The organism is Butyrivibrio sp. MC2013 (assembly GCF_000424585.1).
Lineage (GTDB): Bacteria > Bacillota > Clostridia > Lachnospirales > Lachnospiraceae > Butyrivibrio.
The window spans coordinates 78,699-100,426 of sequence record NZ_AUKE01000015.1; the positions used below are offsets into that span (position 1 = coordinate 78,699).

Sequence of the window (21,728 nt, forward strand, 5' to 3'; positions counted from 1 at the left end):
GCGAAACACGCAGTAAATGCGTGTTTATGAAATATCATTTAAGATTACATACAGAAGTGATCTGAAAGGCTTAGTGTATGTCAGAGGATTTAAAGAAGTCGGTATCGGACATCAACCAGTCCATGTACGACTTTAAAGATGAAGAAAATGAACAGGATTTTTATAGGGAGAAGGCAGGCTTTACCAGGGAGATCATAGAGAATATCTCCAGGGAAAAGAAGGATCCCGACTGGATGAGAGAGTTCAGATTAAAGTGTCTGGACCTTTATAACAAGATGGACATGCCTGACTGGGGCCCTGATACAGATGGCCTGGATATGGACCTGATCTCTTCTTATGTCAGATCCAAGTCCGATATGAAGGGCAAATGGGACGAAGTGCCCGAAGATATCAAGAATACTTTTGAGAAGCTGGGTATTCCCCAGGCAGAGAGAGAATCTCTTGCAGGTGTGGGAGCTCAGTATGATTCGGAGCTGGTATATCACAATGTCAAGGATGAGGTAGCAGCTCAGGGCGTTGTATATACGGATTTTGAAAGCGCTGTTACAGGTGAATATGCAGATATGGTCAGGGAGCATTTCATGAAGCTGGTGCCTCCCACAGATCACAAGTATGCTGCTCTTCATGGAGCTGTGTGGTCAGGCGGATCATTTGTATATGTACCAAAGGGCGTTAAGGTGGAGATTCCCCTGCAGTCATACTTCAGACTCAACGCTGCAGGAGCAGGCCAGTTTGAGCATACACTCATCATCGTGGATGAAGGCGCTGATCTTCATTTCATAGAGGGTTGCTCCGCCCCCAAGTACAATGTGGCCAATCTCCATGCCGGCTGCGTAGAGCTCTATGTCAGAAAGAATGCCAGACTGCGCTATTCCACCATAGAGAACTGGTCCAAGAATATGTACAATCTCAATACCAAGAGAGCATATGTTGAAGAGGGCGGTGTGATGGAATGGGTATCCGGTTCCTTTGGTTCCCATACTTCATATCTCTATCCCATGACTATCCTCCAGGGCGACAGATCCAGGATGGAATATACCGGTATCACCTTTGCCGGCGGCGGACAGAATCTGGATACCGGAGCCAAGGTCGTACATAATGGCAAGTACACATCATCCATCATCAATACCAAGTCCATCAGTAAGGACGGCGGTATAGGTACATACAGAAGCTCAGTTACCATCAATGCTTCGGCGCAGCATGCCAAGTCTTCCATTTCCTGCGATTCCCTGATGCTGGATTCCATATCCAGGTCTGATACGATCCCCGGAATGGACATCAGGACCAATGATGCAGATGTGGGACACGAGGCCAAGATCGGCAGGATCAGCGATGATGCTGTATTCTATCTGATGAGTAGAGGTATCAAGGAAGAGGATGCCAGAGCCATGATCGTATCGGGCTTTGCAGATCCCGTATCCAAGGAGCTGCCTCTTGAGTATGCAGTAGAGATGAACAACCTTATCAAGCTTGAAATGAGCGGAAATGGTTAAAAAGGACTGTTATGAACATAGATATGCAAGTTAACAAGCTGCCTGCCAGAACCTACAGGTGGTTGAAATTAAATGGGGAGAAGGTTGCTGTCAAGGATGCAAGCTTTGACAGGACGAGCCTTAGAGTGAGCAATATTCCCACAGGCGTGACCCTTGTTGAAGGTATGAGCCTTGAAGAGTCAGATGAGTTCTTTGAGGATCTGCACAAGATCTGTGAGAGCAGGGATGCAGATGAAGCCCTTCCCAATGGAGATAATGATCATGCCGGCAAATCTCAGCTGGTAAGGACCGGTATGGGTTCTGATATGGACAGGCTTATAGAGGCTTCAGAGTGCGGCGTTACATATATCAGCTGCGGCGAAGGCTGCGAGATCGCTGAGCCTGTGGTACTTTCAGGCGGAGGCGACGGGAGCGGCGTAAGCTCTCAGCTGATCAGAGTGCCCAAGGGAGCTTCCATGACAGTGATCATGGATATGTATTCCCAGTCTGAAGATCAGGCGCTGGAAGCGGTATCTACCAGATTCCTGGTTGAAAAGGATGCCTTTCTTAAGCTGGTCAAGGTCCAGATGCTTGGCAGGCAGGTGACCTATTTGTCTGATCTGGGCGGCATGGTGCTTGACGGCGGAAGATTCGAGATGGTGGAAATGGAGCTGGGAGCATCAAAGAGCTACAGCGGTATCTGCGTAAATCTCATGGGAGACCACTCCAGCAGTCTTGTTAATACAGGATATATGGCTTCAGGCAAGCAGTTCTATGATTTTAACTATATCGCAGAGCAAAGAGGCGTGAAGACAGATTCAGAGGCTGTTTTCCGTGGAGTGCTCACAGATAAGGCTACCAAGAACTGGAGAGGCAGTCTGGACTTTAGAAAAGGCAGCAAAAAGAGCGTGGGAGATGAACAGGAAGATACACTGCTCCTTTCTCCTGAAGTTATTAACAGGACCATACCTCTGATCCTTTGCGGTGAAGAGGATGTGGATGGTCATCACGGAGCCAGCATTGGCCAGCTCTCAGATGACATGCTCTTTTATATGGAATCCAGGGGCATAGACAAGGAAGAAGCCAGGAAGATCATGATCAGGGCCCGCCTTGACAGTATAGCCCGTATGATCCCTGAGGGTAAGCTCAGGAACCATGTGAGCAGATATTTAGATGAAGCCATTTGATATTACAAAGGCAGGGAGTTTTAGATGACAGCAGAAGACTTCAGACAGGATTTTCCCATTTTTCAGGGAAATGATTATGTGTATTTTGATAATGCGGCAACCAGCCAGAGGCCTTTGCAGGTCATAGATGCTGTAAGTGATTTCTATAAGAGATCCAATGCCAATCCCTTAAGAGGACTTTATGACTGGAGCGTGGATGCCACAGACAGGTATGAGCATGCCAGGAAAGTGGTAGCATCCTTTATAGGAGCGGCATCAGAGACTGAGATCGTATTTACCCGTAATACTACAGAATCCATGAACCTTGTAGCATACAGCTACGGCATGGCCAATCTCAGAGCAGGGGATGAAGTGGTGATCACGGTCATGGAGCATCATTCCAATATCCTGCCCTGGCAGAGTGTATGCAATAAGACAGGTGCCAAGCTGGTATTTATGGAGCCTGATGAAGAGGGCTATATCAGCCGTGAGGAATACGAATCCAAGATAACAGAGAGGACCAGGATCGTATCAGTGGGCCACGTGTCCAATGTGATGGGCGTCACCAATCCTGTGAAAGAGATAGCAGCTCTGGCTCATAAGGTAGGAGCTGTGATGGTTGTGGACGGAGCCCAGGCAGCGCCTCATATGAAGGTAGATGTCAGAGATATAGATGCGGATTTCTATGCATTCTCAGGTCACAAGCTTATGGGGCCCATGGGCATAGGCGTGCTCTATGGCAAGGAGAAGCTTCTGGATAAGATGGATCCCTTCCTTACAGGCGGCGAGATGATCGAGTATGTTACAAGAGACAGTGCCACCTGGGCTGAGCTTCCTCACAAGTTTGAGGCAGGTACAGTCAATGCAGCGGATGCAGTGGGACTTGAAGAAGCTATCCATTATTTCGAGAAGGTAGGCTTTGACTTTATAAGAGAGCGTGAGATAGCGCTGACCTCCAGGATCATGGAAGGTATGAAGGCAAATGGTCATGTAAAGCTCTATGGACCTGAGGATCCTGCAGATCATTGCGGAATAGTGACTTTTGTCATAGACGGAGTACATCCTCATGATACAGCATCTATACTTAACGAAGATCATATTTGCATCAGGGCGGGTCATCACTGTGCACAGCCCCTTATGCAGTTCATAGGAGCTGGCTCTACAGCCAGAGCCAGCGTGTATTTCTACAACACGGAAGAAGAAGTAGAGAGATTCTTAAAGTCTCTTGATGGCGTTAGAAAGGTCATGGGTTATGGATATTAAGCAGTTATATCGCGAAATAGTAAATGAGCACAATCTAAATCCCGAGCACAAGGGCAAGATGGAGGATCCTACCATAGTCCTCAGGGGTGTAAACCCTTCCTGCGGTGATGATATCACACTCTCACTTAAGGTATCTGATAAGGGCATCATCGAAGATGCTATGTTTGAAGGCTCCGGCTGTGCTATATCCCAGGCCAGTGTGGATATAATGGCAGGCCAGATAGTGGGTATGACCAAAGAGGAAGCTCTAAAGATGGCATCAACCTTTATGGGCATGATCAAAGGCGAAGTCACAGATGAAGAAGAAATAGAGAGTCTGGATGAAGCTGCTGCTCTCAGGGACGTGGCTCATATGCCTGCAAGAGTAAAGTGCGCAGTCCTTGGCTGGCACACTATGGAAAAGATGCTGAATGGAGATAACGACTAAGAGCCGTTATAAAGTTTATGCAGTATAATAGGAGTCGGGGGTAGCTGCCCCCGGCTTTATTAATGCGCAGCCTTTGCTTCGCATATGGAATATAGCAATATGAATAATAGTAATAGATTTAGTAATTTATCGGGACATAACAGGCGCGAGCAGCTCCTGATCATATTTACCCTGGCCTGGCCCACTATGCTGGAACAGTTTCTTCAGACTGCCGTCCAGTATGTGGATACCGCTATGGTAGGTAGTCTTGGTACCGATGCCACAGCCTCTGTAGGAGCTACCGCTACGGTCAACTGGATGATAGGCTCTACTATCTCAGCATTTGCGGTAGGCTTTCTATCCTATATAGCAAGAGCTCTTGGAGCAGGGAGAAATGAGGATGCGAAAAGGGCTGCCAGCCAGTCTGTGCTGGCTGTGATAGTGGTAGGTATATTATCTACTATCATCACAGTTGCATTAAGCTCCAGGGTGCCTGTCTGGATGAGGGTGGATGAGAATATCAGAGGGATGGCTTCAGAGTATTTTCTCATACTCTATAGTCCCATGCTCTTTCGCACTGCCCTTATCATATTCGGAACAGTGCTCAGGAGCGCAGGAGATACCAGGACACCTATGCGCATCAGCCTGGTCATGAACCTGATCAATGTATGCCTGAATTACATCCTGATCTACAAGGCAGGCCTTGGCATTAAGGGTGCGGCTCTTGCCAGCGCGGCAGCCTTTGTATTTGGAGGAGTGGCTATCACCATAGCACTCTGGAGACATCCTGTCTTATCTCCAAAGGGCAGGAGCCTCTCTCCGGACCTTAAGATACTGGCAGAATGTGGGAGAGTGGCTTTCCCCAACATGCTGCAGAGATTTGGAACGTCCCTGGGATATGTGGTATTTGCATCCCTTATCAATGCCTTGGGCGAAGATGCCACAGCGGCCCATACCATAGCCAATACTGTGGAATCGGCTTTTTATATCCCGGGCTTTGGCATGCAGACAGCTGCAGCCACTCTGGCAGGCAATGCATATGGGGCTGGAGACAAAAAGCGATTTGAGAGCCTGTCACGTACCATCATTCCTCTGGAGATCGGTCTTATGATCATCTCGGGATCTATGCTCTTTGCTTTTGCGCCGTGGCTTGTAGCTATTTTTACCAAGGATCCTGTGGTAGGCGGTCTGTCTGTAACAGTGCTGAGAATGGTTGCCTTGTCAGAACCTTTTTATGGTATACCAATAGTAATAGAAGGCATGATGCAGGGCCTTGGCAGGACTACTATACCTTTTGTATTTAATATATGCTGTATGTGGGGGATCCGAATCGCTGGCACCTTTGTCTTTACCAGAGCCCTGGGAGGCGGCCTTGTGGAAGCCTGGGGCTGCATGATAGGCCATAACCTGATGCTGTGCGTGTTATTCGGTGCATATTATTTTTGGGGCTTTAAACGTATATATGCCAATGAGTTTGCAGCCTGAGCATATATAAAATAATCAAGATAACCCTTAACATGGACTGATCATGACAGTGGAAAATGCTATATGATATGGAAGAAGGAAAGAGAATTGATATTTGATACCCATACTCATTATGATGATAAACAGTATGACGAGGACAGAGATGAGCTTTTGACCGCCCTAAAAGACAAAGGCGTGGGAATGCTTGTCAATAACTCTTACAATATAGCTTCGTCAAAGGAGAGCATAGGGCTCGCCCGGCGCTATCCTTTTATCAGGGCAGCTGTGGGAATACATCCTGAGAATGCTGATGAATATGATAAAGGCTCCATAGATGTCCTAAGAGAGCTGGCAAAAGAGAGGGAGGTCCTGGCTATAGGCGAGATAGGCCTCGATTACCATTTTGATGATAATCCTTCCAAAGATATACAGCTGGAATGCTTCAGGGCTCAGCTTGATCTGGCCTTGGAAATGGATATGCCCGTGGTGATACATTCAAGAGATGCAGCGGCCGATACTATGGATATATTAAAGGACGCATATACAAAAGGACTTATCTGCGATGTTCATTGCTATTCCTATAGCCCCGAGCAGGCTCTTGAATATGTCAAGATGGGCTTCTATATAGGAGTGGGCGGAGTAGTGACCTTTAAGAATTCCAAGAAGCTAAAGGAGACGGTCCGCCAGATTCCCTTGCAGAGGATACTACTGGAGACTGACTGTCCTTATATGGCACCTGTACCCTTTAGGGGCAGTAGGAACAGCTCGGAGCTCTTATCCTATGTAGCAGAAGAGATAGCTGCAATAAAGGGAGTAGACAAAGAAGAAGTGATAAGGGTAACATATGATAATGCCTGTGACTTTTACAGGATAGAAAAGTAGGCGGAGGAATATATGGCGTATTTAGCAAATCCTGCCAGGACCAAAGAGGTCATAAATAAATATCACCTTAGTGCTCAGAAGAAATTCGGACAGAATTTCCTTATAGATTCAAATGTGCTGGATAGCATAGTAGATGCTGCTGCTATAACTAAAAACGACTGCGTTCTGGAGATAGGACCCGGAATAGGTACGCTTACACAGTACCTGGCCGAGGCTGCAGGGAGGGTATTGGCTGTTGAGATAGACAGAAAGCTGATCCCGGTTCTGGAAGATACCCTTTCTGAATATGATAATGTAACAGTGATATCAGGAGATATCCTAGATCAGGATATCAAGGCTCTGGCAGATAAGTATAATGAGGGCAGGCCTCTCAAGATAGCGGCTAATCTTCCTTATTACATCACTACGCCTATAGTCATGAAGCTTCTGGAATCAGGCGTGCCTATTGATTCCATTACAGTCATGGTCCAAAAGGAAGTGGCAGACAGGATGCAGGAAAGAGAGGGCTCCAGGGAATATGGTGCTTTGTCTGTGGCAGTCCAGTATTATGCAGAGCCCGAGGTGATATGTATAGCTCCTCCCTCATCCTTTATCCCTCAGCCCGGCGTTGACTCTACGGTGATCAAGCTGACGCCTTATAGTACAAAGCCTGTAGTAGCCAGGGATGAAGCCTTGTTCTTTGCCATAGTGAAGGCCTGCTTTTCACAAAGGCGCAAGACTATGGTCAATTCACTCTCCAATGCTCAGGACCTGGGAATATCCAAGGAACTGGCGGGAGAAGGCCTTGAAGCCATAGGCAGATCAAGGACTGAGAGAGGAGAGAAGCTCTCCGTCAAGGAATTTGCTGCTTTGGCTGACTATTTTTCTTGTGCACTTGAACAAAGAAAACCATAAGAAGCTGCGGAATTCTTGTCAGTTTTCACATTTTTGTAATCTTTTGTAAAAAAGACTTGCAAAGGTGATAATCTTGTAGTAAATTATATTTCAGCGCAGGAAATGCGCTGGAATACAGCTTCTAAGCGCTGCTAGCTCAGTTGGTAGAGCACCTGACTCTTAATCAGGTTGTCCAGGGTTCGAGACCCTGGCAGCGCACGCCGAGTACTGTTTCTTGGGTATATCTCAGGGGGCGGTACTTTTTTTGATGATTCTATCGATATTACCCGTTTTTATAAATGATAGTTCGTATATATAAAATAATCAAGATAACCCACCACCTTTAGGTGGTGGGAATATCTTGATTACGGGTGCGGGGTTATAAGCCCCGTACCCGTAGAACTGCGTCAGCAGTGATTTTATAACGAGCAAAAAGCGAAGCGTTTGCGAGTTTAACTATGCTGAAAAAATTTTGGCTTTATAGTATGCAGGTTTTGACCCCATGCTATAGAGTATGTTAAACTTTTATGGGATATTACTAATCCGAAAGAGGGCGGAAATCTTGGATAAGTATGAATATAAAATACGGGCGGAGGAGATACATTCTCTGATATCTGCAGGAAGGTATTCGGAAGCGGTGAAGATCGCAGATACCATAGACTGGAAGCATGTCAGAAACATATCCATGCTCTGCACCATAAGTGATCTATATAAAATCAACAGACGTTTTGATGAAGCCAAGGAGATTCTACTCCTGGCATATAACAGGTACCCGGGAAACAGAAGAATCGTATATTCGTTGTGTGAGCTGTCTATTAAGGTCGGCGAATTCGTTCAGGCTGTGGAGTACTATAAGGAATTTGTTCGTGTAGCTCCCAGGGATACGGGCAGATATATCCTGCAGTACAGGCTCTATGAGGCTCAGGAAGTGAGCCTTGAAGAGAGGATAGCAGTCCTTGAGGAATTCAAGAAGCACGATTACAGAGAGAAGTGGGCATACGAGCTTGCTTTCCTATACCACAGGGTGGGTCTTGCCACTGAGTGTGTAGAAGAAGTAGACGAGATGTTCATTATGTTTGCTGACGGCAAATATGTGATGAAAGGCCTGGAGCTCAAGGCCCTTCATGAGCCTTTGAGCGAAGAGCAGCAGAGGCGTTATGACGCATATAAGAATGGGCTGGACGGCAGCATTGACCTTGATGCCATCAGAAATAAGGAAAATGACAGTCTGGGAGAAAATACAGGAGCCATTCCGGCAGCTGTTCCCAGCAGCAAGCAGCCTACCAAGCCTTTTTATAACAACAGCGAAGAAAAAGCAGCTGTAGAAATGGCAGCAGCAAGGGCTGGTATGCCATCGGAGCAGGAGATGCAGGAATATTATTCCCAGCCTTCTGCTTATGGCTATGAGAATCCGGGCTTTAATCAGGATGATCCCTACAGCTCCGAAGCCGGATACAATCAGTATCCGGGATATAGCTATACTCCTTCGGCAGATCCCGGGACCCTTGAGAATCTTGAGATGATAGACCCGGCGGCGGGCAGTCAGTATGTCACTCCTCCAAAGCCTGTGGGATATGACACTGTCAATCTTCAGCGAGTGATCGCAGAAGGCATGCAGCAGATCATGGACAGCGAGGATACTAAGGAGGAAGCCGGTGCAGCAGCTAATATCTGGGGATCTGAGACTCAGCCGCATGAGGCTCCGCCTCGTAATGTGAGTACAGGTATAGACAGAGTCAGACAAAGTACCGGTAATATGTCTGACACCAGGCAGTTTACGGGACGCGTAGATAACCTGGCCGATACCAGGCCCAGGAAAATGCTCTGGGAGAGCACCGGTGAATCAGAGAATCAGGCTGAAGAGAGAGGCGTGACTATCAGACCCACCAGAAGAGTGGCTCCCAGTCATTATGATGATATCCTCACTGAGGAGAGAGATGGTCAGATCAGTATGCTGGTACCCGATGCAGAAGCTGATGAAGAGCAGATCACAGGACAGATCAGTATCACTGATATCATGAACAGCCTCAAGGCTCAGCAGCAACAGCGCCAGGCTCAGCAGGTGGACCGCATGGTCAAGGATCGCATCAGCGATATGCTCAGCCAGTACGAAGAGGATCGTCAGTACGATCTCCAAAAGGAGATGGAGACAGAGGTCAAGAGGGATATCATCAGATCCCACAGGGAGCAGTCTTCCTCCCTTGACAGATCCGGAGCTGACAATCAGAGACGCCATGGCAGTATAGTCCATCCCAGCTCTGTGCCATATATCCGCGCAGGCGAAGAGGGTATCCGCAGGGCAGAGGACGAGGAAGAGACTGCCAGGATCAGAGCTGATGAAGTAAGAGAAGCAGTAGAGCAAAAGGCCAAAGAGCTGGCCAAAAAGAGAAGTCATGAGGAGGAGCTAAGGAAGAAGAGACACCGCTCTGCCATGACCAGGCCGCCTGTGCCTTCTGCAGCCAAACTGACAGGTATAGAGCTTGCCAGTGGCTTTATAGACAAAGAAGCAGCGCGGGAGCTGATGAAGGATACTATCGCTGATAATAATATCAGGGAGATCGCTGCAGAGACTGTTGAAGAGGTATCCGATATCACAGATAGCGCAGCGGATAACGATATCCCTGCAGCTACAGGAGATGTTAATGACAGTCTTGACAATAAGGCTGCGATAATTGAGGACGCTGCAGGTAAGACAGATGTCAAAGCAGCTTCTAAGGACAGTACCGAGGATGAGCTTTCTGAAGAAGCACTAGCTGAAGAAGCAGTTCCCAAAGAAGAGCTTTCTGATGACAAAGAAGCCGGATCAACAGCTGAGCTTTCAAAAGCGGAGGATGAAGGATCATCAGACGAGGATCCTATTGATGCTGCTTCCATTGAAGAAGAACCGGAAGATGAAGCTGAGGGTGAAGCGGAAGACGGAATAGAAGAAGCAGGGGAGGAGACTGATCCTGAGAAGGAAGACAGGGAACTGGATACCAGAGTCCGCGTGATGACTCCTGAGGAAAAGGAGCTTTTTGGCCCCTATATCCACCATACCAAGTCCAGAAAGCAGATCATACAGGCTATCGACAGCCTGAATACTGCTCCCGGTACCAATAATGCAATTGTGACCGGCGAAGAGGGAACAGGTACCATTAACCTGGCCAAGGGACTGATCAAGTCTGTGCAGGCGGCTCACCCTGATTTCTCAGGTAAGGTTGCCAAGATCACTGCTCAGGCTATGAACAGAAAGAGCATCACTGCCATTGTCGAGAAGCTGGACGGCGGAGCTTTGATCATCCAGAGAGCTGCAGATATGAAGAGCGATACCATCGATTCTTTGTGCGCTGCTCTTAAAGATGAGCACAGAGGTCTCATCGTTGTCATGGAAGATAACCGCTCAGATATGAACAGGCTCCTGAAGAGGAGAAAGGATCTGGCGCATTGCTTTAATGTAAGAGTGGATGTTGAAGCTCTGGATGACGCTTCACTGGTTGCATATGCCAAGCAGTATGCACTTGAAAAAGAATATGCCATTGATAATCTTGGCCTTTTGTCACTGCACTCTAGGATCGAGGGCATGCAGACCATCGATCATGATGTGACTATTTCCGAAGTCAGGGATATTGTGGACGAAGCTATAGACAGAAGCAGGAAGAAGACTGTAGGGCATTTCTTTGATGTAGTATTTAGAAAGAGATATGACAAGGAGGACATGGTCATCCTTACGGAGAAGGATTTTGAACAAAAGAACTGACTAAAATAATAAAAAGCGAGGGCGGCTTTATGCAGGGAAAGGTTTTCATATCCGAGGCGGATGAATATCTCTTTGGCCTTGGTACTCATTATGAGATTTACGACAAGCTGGGAGCACATCCTTCTAAGGAAAATGGCAGAAACGGTATCTTTTTTGCAGTATGGGCTCCAAATGCAGTAGACGTTCATGTGATAGGAACTTTTAATGGCTGGGATGAGAACAGACATCCCATGCAGCGACTGGCTAACAGCGGTATCTGGCAGCTCTTCATTCCCGGAGTGGGAGTGGGTGAGCTCTATAAATACCTTATAACAGGACCTGATGGAGAAAAGCTCTATAAGGCAGATCCCTATGCCAACAGCGCTGAGCTGCGTCCCGGGACTGCTTCAAGGACTGCAGACCTTGCTGGTTACAAGTGGGGCGATGACAAGTGGGTGAAGGCAAGAGCGGCTAAGGATCCCAATAAAGAGCCCCTCGCAATATATGAATGTCATATAGGTTCATGGATGAAGCATCCTGACGGTACAGAAGACGGCTTTTATACTTACAGGCAGTTTGCAGATCGTATTGTCCCTTATCTCAAGGAGATGCATTTTAACTGCATAGAGCTCATAGGTATCGCAGAGCATCCCTTTGACGGTTCCTGGGGATATCAGGTGACAGGCTATTATGCTCCCACATCACGTTATGGTGAGCCTTCGGATTTCATGTATCTGGTGGACCTTCTGCATAAGAATGACATCGGCGTCATATTGGACTGGGTTCCTGCACATTTCTGTCCTGATGCTCATGGTCTTGGCAGATTTGACGGCAGATGCATCTATGAAGATCCCGATCCCAGAAAGGGCGAGCATCCTGACTGGGGTACCAAGATTTTTAATCTGGCCAAAAACGAAGTCAGGAACTTCCTCATTGCCAATGCTCTGTTCTGGGTAAGGCGCTTTCATGTTGACGGACTAAGAGTGGATGCAGTGGCTTCCATGCTCTATCTGGACTACGGCAAAAAAGATGGTCAGTGGGTTCCCAATGTGCATGGCGGCAATGAAAATCTTGATGCTATTGAATTTTTCAAGCATCTCAACAGCATAGCTGCATCTCATTTCCCCGGAGTCATGATCATCGCCGAGGAATCTACAGCATGGCCCAAGATCACAGGCAAGCTGGATGATGGCGGCCTGGGCTTTACTTTTAAGTGGAATATGGGATGGATGCATGATTTCTGCGAATATATGAAGCTTGACCCCTATTTCAGGAGGGGAGCCCATAATATGCTGACCTTTGCCATGAGCTATAATGAGGCAGAGAATTATATTTTGCCCCTGTCCCATGACGAAGTGGTACATCTTAAGTGCTCAATGCTGGAGAAGATGCCCGGATATGAAGTTGACAAGTTTGCCAATCTTCGCGCGGGATATACCTTTATGCTGGGGCATTCAGGCAAGAAGCTTCTCTTTATGGGCCAGGAATTTGGTCAAAAGAGAGAGTGGAGCGAGAAGAGGGAACTGGACTGGTACCTTCTGCAGGAGCCTCTGCATATGGGTATGAAGAATTATGTGGCAGATCTTTATGAGATCTATCAGAATAATCCCTGCCTGTATGAGATTGACAACAACTGGGGAGGCTTTTCCTGGATCAATGCAGATGATTCCGACAGGAGCATATACAGCTTTGCCAGGATGTCTGAGGACGGCAAAAATGCAATTGTATTTGTGATCAACTTTACTCCTATGAACAGGGAAGGCTTTAAGCTGGGAGTGCCTTGGGAAGGAACATATACCAAGCTCATAGACAGCGCTGACAGCAAATATGGCGGCTTTGGAACCGGTATCCCGGATAAGCTTGTGACAAGCCCCGGACTGTGTGATTACAAGGATCAGTCCATCAGCTTTGACCTGCCAAGCTATGGCGCAGTAGCATTCCTGTGGGAGAGCGGTGCTCTGGGCAAAAAGCCCGAAGCCAAAAAAGAAACGGCAAAAAGCGCTTCCAAAACAAAGCCTACGGCAAAGACCGGTGTAAGTGGCAAGGCACAAACAGCTGCTAAGGCTTCTGCCGGCAAGAATACTGCTTCAAAGAAGAAAACAAAGTAATGATAATAATCAGCCAATAGACGGCTTATTACAAAAGCATTAAAGAATTTGATACGAATTGCCGAAATAGAGTGTGACTGCAGAAGGAACTGCAGACACACTCTTATTTTGTTTTTATTTGGAGATTTTTAAGCTAGTTTGACCGCACGGAAGCGGAAATGGTTTTATAAGCTTTTGTGAGGTTTTTTATGGCAAATATACAAGCCTTAAATCTGATCGGCCCTTCGACCGAGGAGTCGTCCAAAACAGGACGAGGAAAAGAATCAGTCTTTGTAAATCCATATTCAGATAATAATTTAATAGATACCCTGCCTGTAGCAAAGACCAGCATTGGAGATGACAGATTTGATCTGGCAGATATCCCGTCAGGGGCTGCTGCCATGGATCGTGGCAAGGTTCAGAGCGCTGGCAGCTTAAAGGCCTCGGAAAACTTTGATATAGTCATGAGCCATACTCTGTCAGACGAAGATTATATCAGGGCCAGAAAAGATGGCTATGATATGAGCGAGCTGGAGCCTGAAGATGTGGTCACAATCCTTGATCATATCAAAGCGGCTGTGGCTGCATCCGGCAATGTTACAGCGGGCTTTAATGATGATATGGACCTGGGAAGGCTGGAAGAGATCACAGGAAGCGCATCTATGGCCAGAGAGATCGCAGATGCCCTGTCTGCCAATGATCTGCCCATGACTGATTCCAATGTGGAAGATATAAATGCAGCTTATCAAAAAGCTGCCGGGCTTGAAGAAATTGATGACAAGACTCTCGTATATATGGTTGAAAACCGCATGGACCCTTCTGTGGACAACATTTATATGGCAGAGCATGCAGTAGGAGATGGGGATAGGCGACACGGCAAATGGGTGATAGAGGACGGCTACCTGGGAGTAAGTGCCTCCGGAGATGAAGAATTCTATAAAGAAGAATATGTCAAAGACAGGATATCGGTGACTCTGGACAAGGCAGGACTTGACCCTACGGACAAAGAGAATATAAAGCTTGCCCATACCCTGATGGAGAACGGCCTTGGAATAGATGAAGAGAATATCCAAAGGGCAGCAGATATACGTGATGTACAGATACCTGTAGCTGAGCGAGAAATGGCTATGGCAGGCGCAAGGGCTATTGCCATGGGGCTTAAGGCATCTCAGGGATCGCTGTCAATTAATGCTGCCAGGCTTGAAATGTCTGCTACGGTCAATCTGCGTCTTTTGACAAGGGGTGTCAGTATTGATCTTACGGATATGATAAGCGGCTTTGATCAAAAACTTGAACTTCTTGAGAGGACAAATGTCAGGGCGGTGGGGATTATGGAATCTCCTGCAGCTCTTATAGGCGCAATGAAGGACGAGTTTAAAGTAGCCACCTTGGATGCAATATACCAAAGAGGCACGATCCTGCGCCGGGAATTTGAAAAAGAGATAAATTCTGAGCCTGTCATTGCTGATATTAGCACTAAAGTCGCAGATAGTGCTGCTGTCAAGGCTCTTGCCACTTATGAAGCGGTAGGAACCACTGTCAGAGCGGATCTGGGAGACAGTATCAAAAAGGCTTTTGCAGGCATCGATGATATCTTAAAGGCAGAAGGCTATGAGCTCACAGATGATGCCAGAAGAGCTGTCAGGATACTATCTTACAGTCACACTGAGGTCAATAAAGAGAATCTGGACCTGGTAAAGGCCTGGGACCGCAAGCTCACCTCTACAGTGGAGAGATTAAAACCCGGAGCTGTCCTTGAAATGATAAGAGAGGGCAAGAATCCCCTCTCTATGACCCTTGATGAGCTGGGAGATTTTCTTGATGACCATAAAGGGGAAGATCAGCAAAAGAAGGATCAGTTTGCAAGATTCCTCTACAAGATGGAGAGATCGGGAGATATCAGCCCTGAGGAAAAAGAATCCTTTATCGGTATATACAGGCTCTTTGAAAATCTAAAGAAATATGATAATGCGGCCATTGGAGCAGTCCTTTCGTCCGGAGGCTCCATGACTATCTCCAATCTTTTGACTGCGGACAGGACCCTCAGGAGGTCCGGCAGGAAGATGGACTACAAGGTGGATGATGATTTTGGAGGCCTGGAGAAAGGTGAAGAGAGAGGGATCAGGATAGATGCCCAGATAGAGAGTGCATTTATCTATTATTCTTCCAGGGCAGACAGCGCCTACAGGCATATGGATCCTGCCAAGATGGAGGCTTTTGCACAGGCAAAAGGACCTATTGAAGAGAGCCTTCTTACTGATTTTGCCGATGCTATGGAAAAGCCTTATGAAGAGGCAGGTGGCTCGGATGACCTGGAGCTTGCCTATAACAGGATGGAAGCTGCAAGGGTCAGAGAGATCCTGGAGAATGAGGATGCTGCTGAGAGTAAAGCTGTCTTGAAGGAGCTTCGTCAGGAGATGACCGTAGCAGATATGGAAGCCATGGAAGGGATCCTCAGATCCAGAAAGAGCAGCAGAAAAGCTGATTCCATCTGGAAGGAGATGAAGGAAAAGCTTCCTATGGACATTGCAGAGAAAATATCAGCGGGTCTTTCCGATATCGAAAGCTATGAGGAGACTGCTCAAATGGCCCGGGAGGAAGCTCTTTTGGCAGCAGACAGCAGGGATTCTTATCTTGATGTTACAGCTCTTTCCCTTATGGGAAGGCAGTTTGGTCTAATGCTAAAGGGAGCTGAGCTGGGCAGCTTTGAGATACCTGTTGAGACAGAAAGCGGAACTGTGTCAATGCATATCAGCCTGAAGCATGCAGGAGGAGAAGCATCCGGCCTGAAGGCCAGGCTAGAGAGCGAAGACTATGGCACCATAGGTGCAGATATAGAGCTTGCACGAGGGAGCATCCAAGGTATGCTCACCACAAGTCTTTCTGCAAGTTCCAAAGTCAGGGATTTTATGGAGAAGATAAGGCAGAGACTTTTGTCCGGAGAGGAAGATAAGGACAATATGTCCCTGGCCATATTGTACGACGCCAAAGTAAGCGCCGATATATATAGTGAGTCGCGGGCTGACAGCGGCGCATATAATTCAGAAGCGGTAAAACTTGCCAGACGATTTATAACAGCGGCCGCATCTGCGTTTTAAATGCTTTTTGTCAGTATGGAGGTTTGAAATGAAGATCAATTATAATGTATCCGCGCTTGTGGCCAACAATGCGCTCCACACAACAGACAACAAGCTTACAGACTCGTTGGAACGACTATCCAGTGGTCTGAAAATAGTCAATGCCAAGGACAATCCCTCGGGACTTGCCATGGCCAGAAGGATGGACGCCCAGATCAAATCGCTAAGTACTGCTGATGATTCCGATGCAGACGGTATCTCCATAGTGGAGACTACAGACGGCGTGCTGGCTGAGATCCAGGATATGCTCCAGAGAATGAGCGAGCTGGCAACCAGAGCCGCTACCGGTACTCTTACAGATGACGACAGAGCAACTTTGCAGGATGAAGTTCAGCAGCTCAAGGACGAGATTGAAAGGGTGACTCAGACAACAGAGTTTAACGGTCAGACTCTTTTGGATGGAACCTTTGATCTCAAGGGATATGCGACGGTACTTGATTCTAATACGGGCAAGTACCAGACAGATCAGCATCTATCAGTGCTGTCCTACTCGGATGATGTCCCTGTTTCAACTGCAAAGTCGCCTATTTCCATGGTGGATTTCTCCTGTGTATATGACGTAGCCACCAACAGCATAGAGTGTGATATGACAGGCGGTAATGTTCCCACAGGTACCATGAAGGACAGCGAAGGCAGGATATATGAGTTGGAGCTTCCGCCCATAGACAATATACTCACCTTCAAGAGCTCCTGGAATGACGGAAGGGAGATCAAGCTCAAAATAGAGAGCCTGCCATCAGATATCAATAAGGGTATTACCAAGATCCGTTATCCTGAGAGCGATCTGGATGCTTTTGCAGCAGTGAATCTGGAACTTACAGGCAAAGGCGCCATGGCTGTACAGATAGGTGCCAATGAGGGCCAGTACCTGGATATCAGGATTCCCAAGACTGATCTGAGCAGTATCGGTATACAGAATGTGGATGTTTCCACAGAAGAAGGGGCAAGAGTGGCTTTGGCCAGACTTAAGAGCGGTATCAATTATATTTCTGAAAGCAGGGCACGTCTTGGCGCCTATCAGAACCGCCTTGAGCATACCAATAAGAGCCTTGATGTGACTATTGAGAATATGACTTCTGCTTATTCACGTATCATGGATGTAGATATGGCAGAAGAGATGACTGTATATTCTACCCAGCAGGTTCTGTCCCAGGCAGGCATTCAGATGCTGGCGCAGGCAAATGACAGACCCAGTGAGGTATTGCAGCTGTTACAGTGATAAAGGAGGCGACCTATGACACGGGAACAAAAGCAGGAATACACCCGCAGGATATCAATGGCGAATTCCACACAGATGATCACTATCATATATGACATAGCACTGAGCTATTTGGATGAAGCGTCAGATGCCCTTGACAGAGATGACAAAGAGGCACTGAGTCTGGCTCTTAAGAGAGTCCAGAAATGCATTGATGAGCTGATGCGTTCCCTTAACAGAAAGGTGGAGGTAGCAGATAATTTCCTGCAGCTCTATATCTTTGCCAAAAGAGAACTGATCAAGGTTGATATCAGGGGCAAGCGTGAATCCCTGGATTCTATCCGCGGCATATTCCTTAAGATGAGGGACTGCTACAGGGAACTGGAGCAAAGGACAGATGAGCCGCCTCTTGTAAGTGGTGCCCAGGAAGTATATGCGGGCCTTACCTATGGGCCGGGGAGCCTTAATGAGTCTGTGCAGGATCCATACCTGAGCAGGGGCTATAACGCATAGAACCTGGCCTATCTGCGCAGGACCATGGCCGGAATGCCGGCATGTATGTATTATAGTCAGACAATATTGTGCCAGGCTGTGATATTATGCGAAATAACAGAGCTTTCTGAGACAATTACTTGTCTAGGGAAGCTCTTTTTGATGTTAATAGATGAGCTCTTCCAGAAAATATGCATTATATCAAGTTTTATGCATGAATAGACATTTTCGTATTAACGTTAGTAATTAATCATATATTCGTGCTTGCCAAATATCATATTGTCTGATATGATTCTTTTCGTCGGCAGGATACCGACGCACAACCTTCAGTTGTGTGGACTGACAAAGTTCTTTGCCAGTTGATTCCAATGTGAGTTAATTGAATGACATAAGTTTATTTTTTGCGCCCTTATGCCCTTTTATTATGCATAAAGATGCAAAATGATCGTGATTGCAATGAAAGGATTCAAATAGGTTTTGTGATGGATCAAAGAAACACCCTGGTTCTCTGCGACACGGATGAAAAATATATTTTTCGTCTGGATGAGTACCTTAGGAATAATTTAACTATCCCATTTACTATCTGTGACTATACAGATACAGACAACTTGCAGGAGGCTCCGGATGAGCTGGTAAATAATGCCGCGCTTTTGATAATAAGCGAGTCTGCTTATAAAAACTGCACAAGATGTCCTTTTGACAGGATACTGATCCTTGAGGAGGATGGAGACGACAGCGGAAAGTATGATATATGCACGGAAGGTGTGTATATGACAGGGACTGGAAAGTATCAGTCCATGGACGCCCTGGTCAGAAAGATCCTGGCCATATCTCTTGAGCATACAGATACAATATGCGGCGGGGCTGCAAGGGACGGAAGGCTGGAGCTCATATGTGCTTATTCGCCGGTGAAGAGGAGCGGACAGAGCTCATTTGTACACGGCCTTGCAGCTCATCTTGGAAGGGAGAAGAAGACGCTGGTCATGAGCCTTGAAACATTTGCAGGGGATCTGGAAGTAGATAATACCGACAGGGATCTGCAGGATATATTGTATTTTTTTGAAAATGATCCCGGAAGGCTGGGTCTCTATCTACAGAGAGCTGTAAAGCACATGGGAAGCTATGACTATCTGCTTCCTGCAAGATCTTTTCTGGCTGTTAAGGGCGTGGCCCCGGAGGAGTGGATAAGGCTGATAGAAGCCATAGACAAGGATACGGATTATGACAACCTGATAATAGATCTGTCTGAGATCACAGAAGCTTTTACCCTGATCCTGGACAGAGCAGACCATGTCTTTACAGCAAATATAGATGACCCTGTACAGACTGCCAAGATGTCTGCATATACCAGGGCCATGAGGCTGACAGGACACGGAGAGGTAATTGACAAGACTATGGTATATGAGTATCCCCTATCTGATCCGGCAGCAGGGGGTGAAGCCTTTGCGGCAGCCGTTTGGAATATGTCCGGGGAAAGGATGAGCAAAGATGCACTCAGCTCTTGAAGATAAGAAGAAAAGCATAAAAGAAAAGCTCATGCTGAAGATGGATCTTACTGTGGATTACAGCGATGAACAGATCCTTGAGATGATAGACAATGAGATAATCTCTGACAGGGATGCTGTGTATTCTCTTTCTGACAGACAAAAGCTCCGCCTGGACCTCTTTCATTCTATGAGAAAGCTGGACATACTCCAGGAGCTGGTGGATGACAAAACTGTTACGGAGATCATGATAAACGGCCCGGATGATATCTTCATAGAAAGGGCAGGACGCCTTATGAAGTATGATATGAAGTTTGAATCAGAGGCAAAGCTCCAGGATATAGTCCAGAAGATCTGCGCAGGCTGCAACAGGGTAGTAAATGAAGCATCTCCCATAGTGGATGCCAGATTGGCAAACGGAGCCAGAGTTAACATCGTGCTTCCGCCTATTGCTCTTAATGGACCCATAGTGACCATCAGACGCTTTCCGGATGAACCTATAAATATGCGAAAGCTTATGAGCTTTGGTTCTGTGCCGGAGGAGATAGTCAGGGACCTTGCGGCCCTGGTGGAGGCAGGCTACAACATTTTTATAAGCGGGGGAACCGGGTCAGGGAAGACTACTTTTCTAAATGCGCTGTCCGATTATATACCGGGTTCAGAGCGCGTCATCACCATCGAAGACAATGCAGAGCTTCAGATCCTGCATATTCCCAACATAGTCAAAATGGAGTCAAGAAATGCCAATGTGGAGGGCTGCAATGAGATCAGTATCAGAGATCTTATAAAGTCATCTCTTCGTATGAGGCCTGACAGGATCGTAGTAGGTGAAGTCAGAGGGGGAGAGGCTCTCGATATGATACAGGCTATGAATACAGGACATGACGGTTCCATGTCCACAGGTCATGCAAACAGCGCCAGGGATATGCTCTCCAGACTTGAGACCATGATCCTTATGGCTATGGACCTGCCGCTGCCTGCTATCAGGAGACAGCTGTCTTCGGGTATTGACCTCATAGTACATCTTGGAAGACTCAGAGACCGCTCAAGGAAGCTTTTGGAAGTATGTGAAGTTACGGGGGATATAGACCGGGATAGCGGGGAGATCATTCTCAATCCCCTATACAGATTTGAGGAAGAAGGTGAGGAGCAGGGAAGAGTCATTGGAAGCTGGAGAAGGACCGGGAGCCTTATTAGCAGGGACAAGCTCATTGCTGCCGGTCTTAGGCTTCCGTCGGAGGAGACTGTATGAATACAGGTAAATGGCTAACAGGGGCTGGCTTGTCCCATGAGAAAGCTAAAAGTAAGAAGAAAGAAAAAGAAGGATCATTCATTTGGAAATCCTTCAAAAACTTTGATTTTCATATGCCTGTAAGGGAAGATCTGCCCCATATATTTTTGGGACTTGGTATCGTCCTTGCCTTGTCCTGGCTCTTTTACAGGAATGTCATGGTGGCTGTCCTGCTATTACCTCTTGTCATCCCTTTTCACGAAAAGATGCGCAGGGAGAGGATCTTAAGGGAGAACCATGAGATAGGAAGGCAGTTCAGAGATGCGCTTATATCCGTATCTACCAGCCAGAAAGCAGGCTATTCCATTGAAAATTCTTTTGTATCAGCATATGGAGACATGACAAGGCTCTACGGTGAACAGTCTCCTATATGCAGGGAGCTTAGGAGGATAGAGAAGGGACTTAGAAATAATATTGTGATTGAAAAGCTCCTTGCTGATATGGGAGAGAGGACCATGAACAAGCATATCGAGGAATTTGCATCTGTATTTGCAGTTGCAAAGAAAAGCGGCGGCAATATGACTGCCATGCTGGAAGCCACGGTCAGCCAGATCGGTAACAGGACGGAAGTGGAAAGGGAGATAGATATCATCACATCTGCAGGCAAGATGGAGGCCAGGATCATGGAAGTCATACCCATGGCTATACTCTTTTACGTCAGTATCTCCAATCCGGGTTTCTTTGATCCTCTGTATCATAATCTCTTTGGCATCGCGGTGATGACTGCCTGCCTTGGAGTGTACATAACAGGCTATGTCTGGATCGAGAAGATCATACAGCTTGATATATAAGGGAGGA

The 21,728-nt window shown here is 47.0% G+C and carries 15 protein-coding genes and 1 tRNA gene; all 16 read left to right on the top strand.

Annotation, left to right across the window (positions count from 1 at the left end; all coding sequences use genetic code 11):
• Positions 1-77 precede the first annotated feature (77 nt).
• The 16 genes from sufB to G636_RS0110235 all read left to right on the top strand — a co-directional run bounded on the left by sufB (position 78) and on the right by G636_RS0110235 (position 21,721).
• Entirely contained in the window at positions 78-1,493 is a 1,416-nt protein-coding gene (gene sufB, locus G636_RS0110160; protein WP_026507967.1) for a Fe-S cluster assembly protein SufB, read from the top strand.
• A gap of 11 nt (positions 1,494-1,504) precedes the next feature.
• The gene (locus tag G636_RS18140) at positions 1,505-2,659 is read left to right on the top strand and encodes a SufB/SufD family protein (RefSeq protein ID WP_051226870.1); all 1,155 of its coding nucleotides are present in this window, start codon (positions 1,505-1,507) and stop codon (positions 2,657-2,659) included.
• Between the two features lie 24 nt (positions 2,660-2,683).
• The gene (locus G636_RS0110170; RefSeq protein WP_026507968.1) at positions 2,684-3,901 is read left to right on the top strand and encodes an aminotransferase class V-fold PLP-dependent enzyme; all 1,218 of its coding nucleotides are present in this window, start codon (positions 2,684-2,686) and stop codon (positions 3,899-3,901) included.
• On the top strand, positions 3,891-4,328 hold the full coding sequence (gene sufU, locus G636_RS0110175) for a Fe-S cluster assembly sulfur transfer protein SufU (RefSeq protein WP_026507969.1): 438 nt from the start codon (positions 3,891-3,893) through the stop codon (positions 4,326-4,328). The genes G636_RS0110170 and sufU overlap by 11 nt, the downstream gene beginning before the upstream one ends.
• Before the next feature lie 99 nt (positions 4,329-4,427).
• On the top strand, positions 4,428-5,792 hold the full coding sequence (locus G636_RS18145; protein ID WP_035779477.1) for an MATE family efflux transporter: 1,365 nt from the start codon (positions 4,428-4,430) through the stop codon (positions 5,790-5,792).
• A gap of 63 nt (positions 5,793-5,855) precedes the next feature.
• Complete coding sequence (locus G636_RS0110185) at positions 5,856-6,653, top strand: TatD family hydrolase (protein ID WP_242826955.1); 798 nt, start codon at positions 5,856-5,858, stop codon at positions 6,651-6,653.
• A 12-nt stretch (positions 6,654-6,665) separates the two neighbouring features.
• A complete protein-coding gene (gene rsmA, locus G636_RS0110190; RefSeq protein WP_026507971.1) occupies positions 6,666-7,547 on the top strand; it encodes a 16S rRNA (adenine(1518)-N(6)/adenine(1519)-N(6))-dimethyltransferase RsmA in 882 nt (293 codons plus the stop codon).
• Positions 7,548-7,672: 125 nt separating this feature from the next.
• Positions 7,673-7,745 (top strand) — tRNA-Lys (locus G636_RS0110195).
• A gap of 343 nt (positions 7,746-8,088) precedes the next feature.
• On the top strand, positions 8,089-11,262 hold the full coding sequence (locus tag G636_RS0110200) for a tetratricopeptide repeat protein (RefSeq protein ID WP_026507972.1): 3,174 nt from the start codon (positions 8,089-8,091) through the stop codon (positions 11,260-11,262).
• Positions 11,263-11,291: 29 nt separating this feature from the next.
• A complete protein-coding gene (gene glgB / locus G636_RS18150; RefSeq protein WP_081668366.1) occupies positions 11,292-13,349 on the top strand; it encodes a 1,4-alpha-glucan branching protein GlgB in 2,058 nt (685 codons plus the stop codon).
• A 188-nt stretch (positions 13,350-13,537) separates the two neighbouring features.
• Positions 13,538-16,426, top strand: a complete 2,889-nt coding sequence (locus tag G636_RS0110210) for a DUF6240 domain-containing protein (protein ID WP_026507973.1) — start codon at positions 13,538-13,540, stop codon at positions 16,424-16,426.
• A 28-nt stretch (positions 16,427-16,454) separates the two neighbouring features.
• Entirely contained in the window at positions 16,455-17,684 is a 1,230-nt protein-coding gene (locus G636_RS0110215) for a flagellin N-terminal helical domain-containing protein (RefSeq protein ID WP_026507974.1), read from the top strand.
• Positions 17,685-17,699: 15 nt separating this feature from the next.
• Positions 17,700-18,176 (top strand): flagellar export chaperone FliS, encoded by a 477-nt coding sequence (locus G636_RS0110220; RefSeq protein ID WP_081668367.1) that lies wholly within the window; start codon positions 17,700-17,702, stop codon positions 18,174-18,176.
• Positions 18,177-18,637: 461 nt separating this feature from the next.
• Entirely contained in the window at positions 18,638-19,660 is a 1,023-nt protein-coding gene (locus G636_RS0110225; RefSeq protein ID WP_026507976.1) for a hypothetical protein, read from the top strand.
• Entirely contained in the window at positions 19,644-20,891 is a 1,248-nt protein-coding gene (locus G636_RS0110230) for a CpaF family protein (RefSeq protein WP_026507977.1), read from the top strand. Before G636_RS0110225 ends, G636_RS0110230 begins: the two co-directional genes overlap by 17 nt.
• Entirely contained in the window at positions 20,888-21,721 is an 834-nt protein-coding gene (locus G636_RS0110235) for a type II secretion system F family protein (RefSeq protein ID WP_026507978.1), read from the top strand. The genes G636_RS0110230 and G636_RS0110235 overlap by 4 nt, the downstream gene beginning before the upstream one ends.
• The last annotated feature ends 7 nt before the right edge of the window (positions 21,722-21,728 follow it).

Excerpts from the sequence above, each read along its gene's own strand:
- G636_RS0110215 (WP_026507974.1), top strand. The coding sequence starts at position 16,455 with ATGAAGATCAATTATAATGTATCCGCGCTTGTGGCCAACAATGCGCTC.
- G636_RS18140 (WP_051226870.1), top strand. The coding sequence starts at position 1,505 with ATGAACATAGATATGCAAGTTAACAAGCTGCCTGCCAGAACCTACAGG.
- G636_RS0110235 (WP_026507978.1), top strand. The coding sequence starts at position 20,888 with ATGAATACAGGTAAATGGCTAACAGGGGCTGGCTTGTCCCATGAGAAA.
- rsmA (WP_026507971.1), top strand. The coding sequence starts at position 6,666 with ATGGCGTATTTAGCAAATCCTGCCAGGACCAAAGAGGTCATAAATAAA.
- G636_RS0110225 (WP_026507976.1), top strand. The coding sequence starts at position 18,638 with ATGGATCAAAGAAACACCCTGGTTCTCTGCGACACGGATGAAAAATAT.
- sufU (WP_026507969.1), top strand. The coding sequence starts at position 3,891 with ATGGATATTAAGCAGTTATATCGCGAAATAGTAAATGAGCACAATCTA.
- glgB (WP_081668366.1), top strand. The coding sequence starts at position 11,292 with ATGCAGGGAAAGGTTTTCATATCCGAGGCGGATGAATATCTCTTTGGC.
- G636_RS0110185 (WP_242826955.1), top strand. The coding sequence starts at position 5,856 with ATGATATGGAAGAAGGAAAGAGAATTGATATTTGATACCCATACTCAT.
- G636_RS0110220 (WP_081668367.1), top strand. The coding sequence starts at position 17,700 with ATGACACGGGAACAAAAGCAGGAATACACCCGCAGGATATCAATGGCG.
- sufB (WP_026507967.1), top strand. The coding sequence starts at position 78 with ATGTCAGAGGATTTAAAGAAGTCGGTATCGGACATCAACCAGTCCATG.
- G636_RS18145 (WP_035779477.1), top strand. The coding sequence starts at position 4,428 with ATGAATAATAGTAATAGATTTAGTAATTTATCGGGACATAACAGGCGC.
- G636_RS0110210 (WP_026507973.1), top strand. The coding sequence starts at position 13,538 with ATGGCAAATATACAAGCCTTAAATCTGATCGGCCCTTCGACCGAGGAG.
- G636_RS0110230 (WP_026507977.1), top strand. The coding sequence starts at position 19,644 with ATGCACTCAGCTCTTGAAGATAAGAAGAAAAGCATAAAAGAAAAGCTC.
- G636_RS0110170 (WP_026507968.1), top strand. The coding sequence starts at position 2,684 with ATGACAGCAGAAGACTTCAGACAGGATTTTCCCATTTTTCAGGGAAAT.